The sequence below is a fragment of the Phormidium sp. CCY1219 genome, from assembly GCF_035615515.1.
In the GTDB taxonomy this organism is placed as follows: domain Bacteria; phylum Cyanobacteriota; class Cyanobacteriia; order Cyanobacteriales; family Laspinemataceae; genus CCY1219.
In genome coordinates, this window is record NZ_JAJENT010000246.1 from 1 (window position 1) to 10,077 (window position 10,077).

The 10,077-nt window shown below is 50.9% G+C and carries 9 protein-coding genes; 5 read left to right on the top strand and 4 right to left on the bottom strand.

The annotated features are described in order from the left end of the window. The 3 genes from LKK83_RS02655 to LKK83_RS02665 form a co-directional block, all read left to right on the top strand. On the top strand, nt 1–1,200 hold a 1,200-nt coding region (locus tag LKK83_RS02655; RefSeq protein WP_324629251.1), incomplete at its 5' end, for an HlyD family efflux transporter periplasmic adaptor subunit. 48 nt (nt 1,201–1,248) lie between these two features. Beyond that, nucleotides 1,249–2,406 (top strand): ABC transporter permease DevC, encoded by a 1,158-nt coding sequence (gene devC, locus LKK83_RS02660; RefSeq protein ID WP_324629253.1) that lies wholly within the window; start codon nt 1,249–1,251, stop codon nt 2,404–2,406. A 12-nt stretch (nt 2,407–2,418) separates the two neighbouring features. Beyond that, nucleotides 2,419–3,156, top strand: coding sequence for a DevA family ABC transporter ATP-binding protein (locus tag LKK83_RS02665; RefSeq protein ID WP_324629256.1), 738 nt, complete (start codon nt 2,419–2,421; stop codon nt 3,154–3,156). Between the two features lie 102 nt (nt 3,157–3,258). Here LKK83_RS02665 and LKK83_RS02670 read toward each other — a convergent pair whose 3' ends face one another. After that, nucleotides 3,259–4,152 (bottom strand): hypothetical protein, encoded by an 894-nt coding sequence (locus tag LKK83_RS02670; RefSeq protein WP_324629257.1) that lies wholly within the window; start codon nt 4,150–4,152, stop codon nt 3,259–3,261. 653 nt (nt 4,153–4,805) lie between these two features. On the opposite strand from LKK83_RS02670, the gene LKK83_RS02675 reads away from it, so the two are divergent. Next, nucleotides 4,806–5,585: an HAD-IIB family hydrolase gene (locus LKK83_RS02675; RefSeq protein WP_324629258.1), complete on the top strand. Its 780-nt coding sequence runs from the start codon at nt 4,806–4,808 to the stop codon at nt 5,583–5,585. Nucleotides 5,586–5,917: 332 nt separating this feature from the next. Here LKK83_RS02675 and LKK83_RS02680 read toward each other — a convergent pair whose 3' ends face one another. The 3 genes from LKK83_RS02680 to aroC form a co-directional block, all read right to left on the bottom strand. Beyond that, nucleotides 5,918–6,820, bottom strand: coding sequence for an RDD family protein (locus LKK83_RS02680; RefSeq protein WP_324629259.1), 903 nt, complete (start codon nt 6,818–6,820; stop codon nt 5,918–5,920). A gap of 376 nt (nt 6,821–7,196) precedes the next feature. Beyond that, nucleotides 7,197–8,084 (bottom strand): MBL fold metallo-hydrolase, encoded by an 888-nt coding sequence (locus LKK83_RS02685; protein ID WP_324629261.1) that lies wholly within the window; start codon nt 8,082–8,084, stop codon nt 7,197–7,199. Between the two features lie 131 nt (nt 8,085–8,215). Continuing rightward, a complete protein-coding gene (gene aroC / locus LKK83_RS02690) occupies nt 8,216–9,307 on the bottom strand; it encodes a chorismate synthase (RefSeq protein ID WP_324629263.1) in 1,092 nt (363 codons plus the stop codon). Here aroC and LKK83_RS02695 point away from each other — a divergent pair. Continuing rightward, nucleotides 9,287–9,604, top strand: a complete 318-nt coding sequence (locus tag LKK83_RS02695; protein WP_324629265.1) for a hypothetical protein — start codon at nt 9,287–9,289, stop codon at nt 9,602–9,604. The two genes, aroC and LKK83_RS02695, sit on opposite strands and share 21 nt — an antisense overlap. The last annotated feature ends 473 nt before the right edge of the window (nt 9,605–10,077 follow it).

Genomic DNA, 10,077 nt, shown 5'->3' on the forward strand with positions numbered 1-10,077 from the left:
GCCACGGTAAACCGCCTGCAAGCCCAGGTGCGCGGAGATGTAGAGGCTCAGCAAGCCACGGTAAACCGCCTGCAAGCGGAATTACAGCGGAAAGTAGAGGCTCAGCAAGCCACCCTGACTCGCCTCCGGGCGGAATTGGCAAATGCCGGGGTTGAATATCGGCGTCACGAGCAGTTATTTGCAGCCGGGGCAATTAGCGAGTCGTTATTTGACAGCAAACGACTGGCGGTAGAGACGGTATTTCAACAGATGAAAGAGGCGGAGGCGGTGTTGGCAGAAATCCAACAAACCGGTCGTCAGGAGATTGAAGCCGCACGGACCACCCTCACCAAGCTACAGCGCGCCGGTAGCAAGGAGATTGAAGAAGCGCAAGTCCGGTTGCGGAAACTGCAGGAGACGGGGGAGGAGCAACTGAAAGAAGCGATCGCCAATCTCAGGGAGATTGAAACCACCAAGCAAGAGCAAATCACAGAAGCGCGAGCCAATCTGACCCGCATCCAGCGCACCGGGCGATCGCAACTCAGCGAAGAGCAAGTCACCCTGACAAAACTGCAAGATACCGGTGCCGAACAACTGCGCGAAGCGCGCGTCAAGCGCGAACAACTGGAAAAAACCGGCTTAGAGGAGCTTAATGAGGCCAGAGTAGCGCGCGTACGGATTCAAGCCACGGGAGAACAGCAGATTAAGGAGGCAGAATCCACATTACAGAGTCTTGCAGAGGTGAGAACCGTGGACGTGCAAGCCGCCAAAGCAGAGGTAGACCGGGCGTTAGCGCAGGTGGAAGAAGCTCAGGCGAGGCTAGAAGAGGCTTACGTGCGATCGCCGGTGGCCGGTCGGGTGATGGAGGTTCACACCCGTCCCGGGGAAACCATCGGCGACAACGGGATTGTGGAAATCGGCCAAACCGAGCAAATGTATGCGATCGCCGAAGTCTATGAAACCGACATCCAGCGCGTGCGTCTCGGTCAGCGCGCTACCATTACCAGCGATGCCTTTGAGGGAGAATTGCAAGGTCGCGTCGAACGCATCGGCGTGCAAATCGGCAAAAAAGACGTCCTCGACACCGACCCCACCGCCGATGTGGATGTGCGCGTGGTGGAAGTCCACATCCGCCTCCACCCAGAAGACTCCCAGCGCGTCGCCAATTTAACCAACTTACAAGTCCAAGTCACCATTGCCACCGGGAAGGCAAATAATTAATCCCAAATCCCCTCCATCTGTGTCGGAAAACCCTATCCCTAGCTCATCATGTTCCGCAAAATTCCCTTAGCTTGGTTGCAACTGTCCCGAGAAAAAAGCCGCTTATTCGTCGCCTTGGCCGGCATTGGCTTCGCCGATATTTTAATGTTTATGCAGCTCGGATTTCAAGCCGCCCTGCTCAACAGTTCTACCCGAATGCACCAAAATCTGAAAGCGGATTTAGTATTAATCAATCCTCAGTCCAAAGCGTTGATTTCCATGCAGCCCTTTTCTTGGCGTCGCTTGTACCAAACCCTTGCCCTCGAACAGGTAGAATCCATCGCTCCGTTATATTTGGGATTGATTAATTGGAAAAATCCCGTGGAAAAAAATGACCGTTCGATTTTAGTTTTGGGCTTCGACCCGGCAAAATCTGCCTTTAATTTATCCGAAGTCAATGACGCGCGAGTTGTACTCAAACTGCCCGATGTGGTGTTATTCGACCGACTCTCGCGGGATGAATTTGGGCCGATTCCCCAGCTTTATCGCGAAGAAAACACCGTAGAGACCGAAATTGCCGGACGTCGCGTGGAAGTGCGCGGCTTATTTAGTCTCGGCGCATCGTTTGGCGCGGATGGTAATCTCATTACCAGCGAGTTAAATTTTTTGCGGATATTTCCCGATCGCAATTTAGGGGAAATCGATGTGGGATTAATTCAGTTAAAATCTGGAGCCAATAAGGGGGCGGTAAAAGCCAGGTTACAAAGTTATTTGCCCCAAGATGTGATAGTTTTAACCCATCAGGAATTTATCGCCCGGGAAAGGAATTATTGGGCGAATAGTACGGCGATTGGGTTTGTGTTTAGTTTGGGCACCGCAATGGGATTTATTGTCGGGATTGTGATTGTCTATCAGATTTTGTACACGGATGTAGCGGATCATTTGCCGGAATATGCCACCTTGAAGGCGATGGGATATCGGGAAATGTATTTCGTGGCGTTGGTGGGGCAAGAGGCTTTAATTTTAGCGTTATTAGGGTACGTGCCAGGGTTTTGTTTGGCGACATTTGTGTTATATAATTTAACCCGAACTGCAACCAGTTTGCCAATGGGGATGACCTTGTTTCGGGCAGTAATGGTATTGATTTTAACCATTTTGATGTGCGCGATATCCGGAGCGATCGCCCTGCGGAAGTTGCAAGCGGCTGACCCTGCCGATATCTTTTAAAATCGAGGCGTGATGACTGTTCAACCCATAATAGATATTAAAAATCTCAACTATTATTTTGGCAAAGGTGCGTTGCAAAAACAGGTTTTGTTTCAGGTAGATTTGCAAATCTATCCGGGAGAAATCGTCTTGATGACCGGGCCATCCGGGTCGGGAAAAACCACCTTGCTCACCCTTCTCGGGGGTTTGCGGTCCGCCCAAGCGGGCAGTTTAAAAGTATTTGGGCAGCAATTGTGTGGGGCAACGAAAGCGCAGTTAGTGCAAGTGCGGCGCGACATTGGCTATATTTTCCAAGCGCACAATCTCCTGAAATGCTTAACGGCGCGGCAAAATGTGCAGATGTCCCTGGATTTGCATGAAGAATTCGCCGGGGAGAATTTAGGGGAAAAAGCGGCGGCGATGTTAGCAGCGGTGGGGTTAAGAGAGTGGGTGGATTATTATCCAGAAAACCTGTCTGGGGGGCAAAAACAACGGGTGGCGATCGCCCGCGCCTTAGTCAGTCATCCAAAACTCGTTTTAGCCGACGAACCCACTGCAGCACTCGATAGCAAATCCGGTCGAGAAGTGGTGGAATTGATGCAGCGTCTGGCGAAAGAACAAGGTTGTACCATTTTGCTCGTCACCCACGACAACCGCATCCTCGATATCGCCGATCGCATCATTCACATGGAAGATGGACAACTGGCTCCCCATTCAAGCATTGCCCCAAATTTCCCTAACATTGCAGATGCCCACCCCTATAACTCCTAACCAAAACAACAGCTTGCCTCTCATAAAACCAATCCTCCAATCGGCTGAAATCTTCTACCCACGCCGAAGCACTCGCGCCTCGGGATTTTCGCACTCCTTCACTTAACGACTCCGCCGACTTTTCGACCCGCCAGAAGTTCTCGATCCGCGCGAGGTTCTTGTCTTGCCGGTGGTTTTGGTCCGCCTGGTGGTCATATTGGTCATCGAGGTCATTTGACCGGCAGTAGCTTTCTGGCTTTGGTTCGCCGTAGACGCGCGACGAGTGGTGGTGGTGCGGAAGGTAACGTTAACCCCTTCATTCGATTGTTCCAGAACCAACAACGGCGTCGGTTTGGCTTTTTGATCCCAGTGGATATAAGCCACCCGCCCTTGAATGGTGGGTTGCCAGGTATCGTGATCGTCTCTGGCACTCAAATAGGTTTCCAAACAGTCAATAATTTGGCTAATGGTTTTCGAGGTAGCTTGGGTCGGTAGCTTCGTCAGCTTAATTTGAATCCGGAAAAGCACCCTTCTCCCGGACTTGGCAATTTCTCCAATTTGATAGTCCACATCGAAAATTTCATCCACTTGCCGTCCCGTCCCTCGGTTTTCCGCATTCGGACGCAGGGCCACCGAAATTTTCTCCTTGACTTTCACTTTGATTTGATTGACGATCGCAAAGTGGAAGTTCTCCTCTTCCATCCTCATTCGCAGATAGTCCAGATTAAACTCCCGCGAGTGAAGCAAGTCGGGATTTTTTTCCATTTTGGTAATCGTCTCGAGCGCCATTTTTAGCTTCTTTTGCAGCTCTCGATTTTTAAATTCATCAAACTTTATCTTTTTGTTGAGCTTGTCCAATTGCACTTTAGAAAATACAAGCGACCCAATCAGCAAGAGTAACAGTGCCCCGGACGCACCCATCCACAGTTTATCTGCCGCAATATCGGGCAAAGGCGACTCGTTTGCTCCCTGGGCTTGCGCTAACGTGGGTTGAACCAGAATAATCGGTTTTGACATAGACTTTCCCTGGTACGACTGCATTTTATTTTTATAATTCCCCTCAAACTGCGGGTGGTGTAAGTCCGTTAGAGCGCTGGATTTTTCTTCCCTGGGAGGAGACCCCCGGGGGTCGCTAATCAATTGGAGCTCGGGGCAGCATTTGGCCTCGCTTTGGCGAAAACCCTCTGTCACTAGCGTTTTTGCCGCTAAGGGTCATCCACTCAGCAATATTCGCCCCTATTTACACCCCTACTCTATCCTAGCTAAGCTTGCAGCTTGACGGCGAACCGGCGTGGGTGCTTCACCGAACATCAATTGAGTTTTCCTGGTGGGGTATGGCACTGATGGGAGGCAGAGTTTCGCATCTGTTCTACACTCCGGACGATTACAGAACATACCGCTTCGGGGACGATGGGTCTCTTCTCTTAGAGTGCCCCAGCTCAACGGTTAACTTCTCTCCCCTTACCTTAACGGTGCCCTAACAAAAGGGCAACCACCACTTGCCTTGGATGCAAATTCCTTGAATTTCCCCCTGGGATCCGTCGGGGACAGCCCCGGGGAAACTCCCGGTTTTCATTCCCGGATGCATCAATCGAGGACTGGGGTGGGTTCATGTCAGGTTAAGTCTATAGTAAGGGGTAGCGTGCTGAGAATCGATTCGAGGAGAATTTATGAAGTCTTTACCGTTATCTAAAGTTTTGGCAAACTCGGCGTTTAAAACGGTGGGTCTGGTGGCGGCGGATATGGATGGCACCCTGACTCTGGAGGGTAAATTTACCGCCAGTTTGCTCAAAGCTTTAGAAGATTTAGCCGCCGCAGGTGTGGCGGTGGCGATCGTCACCGGGCGATCGGCAGGTTGGGTGAATGGGTTGGTGAGTTATTTGCCGGTGGTGGGGGCGATCGCGGAAAATGGCGGTTTGTTCTATCCCGGGACTGGGGATCCGGTGTTGCTCGCCACCGTGGCGGATGTGGAGACTCACCGCCAGCATCTCGCTTCTACCTTCAAGCGCCTCCAGTCTCATTTTCCCCAATTGCGCGAAACCTCGGACAATCGCTTTAGAATTACGGATTGGACTTTTGATATAGAAGGTTTAACCCCAGAGGACTTGCAACAGTTAAATCGCCTCTGCGAGGAAATGGGGTGGGGATTCACCTACAGTTCCGTGCAATGTCACATCAAACCCCAGTCTCAGGGAAAGGCGATCGCCTTGCTACAGTTATTGCGCGGCTATTTCCCCCAGTATTCGGCGGCGCAGGTGCTGACGGTGGGGGATAGTCCCAATGACGAAACCCTCTTCGACCCCGACTTGTTTCCCCTGTCGGTGGGCGTTGCTAATATTGCCGAATACGGCGATCGGCTCACCCATCACCCCGCCTACATCACCGCCAAACCCGAAGCGGAAGGATTTTGCGAATTAGCCAGTTTGATTCTTCAGCAACAGCGTCAATAACTCCCCCTCCGCCCTGACTGCATCACCTTGGGTGGGCATTGCCCACCCCACTCCCTTCATCGCCTTGTCAGAGGCAATCCCCTCTTCCCTAAATCTCTATTCCATCGTGCAGGTTGCCCCACGCAATCAATGCATTGCTTAACAGTCCTGCCTGCACCTATGGCTTCATTCTACCCTCTGCCCATCGTTTTGTCAAGGGGTTCGGGCAACAATTTCCCGGCTAAAAATTGCAAATAAAAAGCAAAAATATTATTCAATCTGTAGGTTGCGTTCCCCCTGTCACCCAGGGAAAACGCACTGAATCCAAAGGCAACTTTGACGCGGGGAATTGATTAATTTTCCACCGTCACATTTCCCGACACAAACTTCCATTGTTTGTTTTCTTTATGCAGTTCAACTTCCATGCGGTATTGGTTGTCAATTGTTCCGGTAACGATTAAATTGTCTTTCCCGATAAATTCCCACTGATAAAAGTTAATTTCTCCCGGCTTTTCCAAAGCTAAAGGTAAAATGGGATTGCTTGCCAACCGTTGCTGATATTGTTCCAACGTCACTTCTTCGCGCAACTGACTCGATGCAGTTTCGTAAGCTGCCCGGAAATTTCTGTTTAATTCATAGCCTTTTTCGACTCGCATAAAATAAGTAGCAATGGCTTGGTTTGCGGCGGTTATTTCGGGGAGATAGTTATTTAGAAAATAAAAAGAAACGGCTAAAAAAGCTCCACTGAGGATTAATAAAAAGACGGCGACAATCTTTTTAAAAGTCCTCAGGTACCTATCTTCAGCAACGATGCCCGGAACTGGGAAGTTTTTTTTCACCACCAGGGTTTTGGCATAGCGATCGCCCAAGGTTTGGTGTTTTGCAGATAGCAACAAAGGGGCGAGTAACAGGAGCAAATCCAGGGGCTTAAAAATATTTCTAATCAACCCCTGAGCGAACGTAGGTTTGCGACCCCGCATGCTGACCACTTCTAGGCCAAAAATAAACTTACCCAAAGTCGTAGCGAGGATGCCTTCCCCGAGGGTGAAATAAGCCAAAAAAAATATATAGAGCAAGAACAGGTTAGAGAGATTGCGGACGACAATCGTAACCGTTTCGCCCTCAAAGGTGGGCAAGAATCGAAAGCTCAATCCCAAGGGAAACCAAATGATTCCAATCAGTAAAAAGTCTACTATGGCAGAAATTATCCTTCGCAATAAACTGGGAAATGCACTTTGGCGAGAGGAATTTGTCATAAGTTCGAGGGATAGATTGAGAGACATTTTTAACATCATGCCATAGATAGACCAGAATCCAAAGAAAGGCGCGATCGCCACAAGAGATGTTGTGCATGGAGAGGGCGTGCAGTTTGGGCAATGTCAGAGTCATTGCGCCGTGCGGTGAAGAAGCGATCGCATCTTACCACTGAATTTGCATTGAATGGGTGATTAGGGCAGGGGCGATCGCGCCCTCGGAGGCGACACAGCAAAGAAATTCCCCCACTCAGGGTGCGAAGCGAGGGAATTTTGGCCAGAAAACTGGCAGGTTTTGCCATATGATAATGATGGGATAAGCGAAGACGACCCCGAGGGCAGGGAAGAGTGGGCATTGGGCAAGCGCCGTGGGCGATCGCTAGACCGGCGTTTGTACGGTTGCCGGAACGGTAGGGTGGCATACATCCACTTCCAGACCCTCGCGGGCGAGAATCGAATTGGGAAACGCTTGTTTTACCTGTTGCTCAATGCCATCGAGGAAGTCATCATTGTGGATCGGATCGTGATGGAAAATCACCAACTTTTTCACACCGGCTTCTTTGGCCACTTTCACTGCTTCTTGCCAAGTGGAATGACCCCAGCCGACCTTCGGAGATTTGGGGTTATGATATTCCTCATCGGTGTACATGGCATCGTAGATGAACAGGTCTGCATCCCGGGCGAGGTGCAGCACGGTTTCGTCAAAGCGATCGGGTAAATGTTCGGTATCGGTACAGTAAAACACCGAATGACCCTGGCAAGTGACGCGATATCCCATTGCGCTATTGGGATGATTCAGTCGCCCGGTTTCGATGCTAATCCCATCGAGAGTAAAAGGTTCGCCGCAGATAATTTCGGAAAACTTGAGATTCGCCTGCATTCCGGCAAGAGGAACCGGAGAATTAGGATGCAGAACTCGTTCTAAGAAATGTTGCTGCATCGATTCCGAATCGGGGGGGACTGCCCCATGAATGTAAAGGTTATTGCCGCGAATAAACGCCGGGGTAAAGAAAGGAAATCCTTGGATGTGGTCCCAGTGGTAGTGGGTAAAAAACATGTATGCTGTGATTGGCATTTGTGGTTGCAGGGTGCGACCGAGGACCTGCAATCCCGTACCACCGTCAAAAATTAGGCGTTTGCCATCCACGCGCATTTCCACACAGGAGGTATTGCCGCCGTAGCGAATGGTGTCCATTCCGGGGGCGGGAACACTGCCGCGCACACCCCAGAAGCGGACCACAAAATCAGAGGAAGGGTTGGTCTCCATACTGGCTTTTAGGTTGCTTAGATTGGCTCAGGTTGACTACTATGGTATCGGGGAATTGAGTAGGCGATCGCGCTGTAGTGGTAACGCCCTCAATTGCCGATTTGGAGGCATGAGCTGCGATCGCCGATGTGCTACTTTAGCGTGCCCAGTTGACCCTGATGGCGCAACAGATGATCGCACAGCACCAGGGCGACCATTGCTTCGACCATTGGCACCGCTCGGGGTAAAACGCAGGGGTCGTGCCGTCCTTTAGCGGATAAAGTGGTCGGTTCCCCAGAGCGAGTTACCGTGCGCTGCTCTTTGCGAATTGTAGCAGTTGGCTTAAAGGCAACGCGCAGGATGATATTTTCCCCATTAGAAATGCCCCCTTGAATGCCCCCGGATCGGTTCGTCACCGTGCGGATTTCGCCGCTTTCGTCCCGATAGAATTCGTCATTGTGTTCGCTACCGGTGAGGGTGGTGCCCGCAAAACCGGATCCAATTTCAAATCCTTTGCTAGCGGGAAGAGACATGACAGCTTTTGCCAGATCCGCTTCTAGCTTGTCAAATACCGGGGACCCCAACCCTTTGGGAACCTGGCGCGCCACGCATTCCACCACCCCGCCAATGGAATCTCCTTCCCGGCGCAGGCGATCGATGAGTTCGACCATGCGATCGGCACATTCCGCATCGGGACAGCGAACCATATTGCTTTCCACTGCTTCGAGGGTGATGGTGTTGGGGTCGATGTCTGCTTCTAGATGCTGGATTCTTCTAACATAGCCAATGATTTCCACATTGGCGACTTGCTTCAGGATTTTTTTGGCGATCGCCCCTGCAGCGACTCTACCAATCGTCTCCCGCGCCGAGGATCTGCCCCCTCCTTGCCAGTTGCGAATCCCATATTTGGCATCGTAAGTGGCATCTGCATGAGAGGGACGATATTTTTCCGCCATTTCGCTATAATCCTGCGGGCGGGCATCCTTGTTGCGGACCGCAATCGAAATCGGAGTGCCCAGGGTTTTGCCTTCAAACACCCCGGACAGGATTTCGCAAGTGTCCGTTTCCCGGCGCGGCGTGGTAATTTTACTTTGCCCGGGACGTCGCCTGTCGAGTTCTACTTGAATCTCGGCGGCGGAAATCTCTAGCTGCGGTGGGCATCCATCCACAATAACGCCAACCCCGCCACCGTGGGATTCGCCAAAGGTGGTGATTCGAAACAAATGACCGAACGTGTTCCCCATGATTTATGCCTAACAGGTCTGAGAACTTCTATTTTATTTCATCGGTTGCACCGGATTCGCGATCGCTTCAATTCCCCCACCTCTGATATCATACCCCACTGTTATAGCCCGACCCTTCCCCAGTGGCAAAATGTCAGCCACGCCCAAGGTAAAGTCCCCCGATGCCGACTATTTTATCGCCCCAGTGCAGTGGGAGTCATCTCTAGGTCTTTTTCCAGGCGATCGCCCTGGTTAAGATCCATCAAACCCGGCGAAATTAAGAATGCGATCGCTCGCTTTACTTCGCCGCCAATTTAGCAAAATTCCCCACAATATCACCCATCAATTCTCAACAATTACCCATCAACTCTTGTATATAAATAATTTAAAATGCTGCTTGGGGTGCGATCGAGACCCTCCCACCCCGATGATTTTATCGCACCCCCATTTTCTCCCTGATGCTCCCTAGTTCCTTTTTCCCTCTCATCTATTACACTATCGAGAAAACCTGATGCTCACGGACCCATAACCCTACCGCGTGGCGCAAACTAACCCTTAGCAGCACTTTGCTATTATGCGGATTATACCCGTTCGGAAATCCAATGCCTGATTACAACTAAATGTGCCGCTGCAAATTGAGAAGACTTTGACGGGGCGATTTGTGCGATCGGCAATGGCGATCGGATGAATGGTTTGCAGTAGTGGCTCAAAGCAGATTGGGTGCGGTGCGTGACCCCCGGATTTGATTGTGGGGTGTGACTAAAGATTGGGTAACGGGGGTCACGCACCCT

Excerpts from the sequence above, each read along its gene's own strand:
- LKK83_RS02680 (WP_324629259.1), bottom strand. The coding sequence starts at position 6,820 with ATGACAAATTCCTCTCGCCAAAGTGCATTTCCCAGTTTATTGCGAAGG.
- devC (WP_324629253.1), top strand. The coding sequence starts at position 1,249 with ATGTTCCGCAAAATTCCCTTAGCTTGGTTGCAACTGTCCCGAGAAAAA.
- LKK83_RS02695 (WP_324629265.1), top strand. The coding sequence starts at position 9,287 with ATGACCGAACGTGTTCCCCATGATTTATGCCTAACAGGTCTGAGAACT.
- LKK83_RS02685 (WP_324629261.1), bottom strand. The coding sequence starts at position 8,084 with ATGGAGACCAACCCTTCCTCTGATTTTGTGGTCCGCTTCTGGGGTGTG.
- aroC (WP_324629263.1), bottom strand. The coding sequence starts at position 9,307 with ATGGGGAACACGTTCGGTCATTTGTTTCGAATCACCACCTTTGGCGAA.
- LKK83_RS02675 (WP_324629258.1), top strand. The coding sequence starts at position 4,806 with ATGAAGTCTTTACCGTTATCTAAAGTTTTGGCAAACTCGGCGTTTAAA.
- LKK83_RS02665 (WP_324629256.1), top strand. The coding sequence starts at position 2,419 with ATGACTGTTCAACCCATAATAGATATTAAAAATCTCAACTATTATTTT.
- LKK83_RS02670 (WP_324629257.1), bottom strand. The coding sequence starts at position 4,152 with ATGTCAAAACCGATTATTCTGGTTCAACCCACGTTAGCGCAAGCCCAG.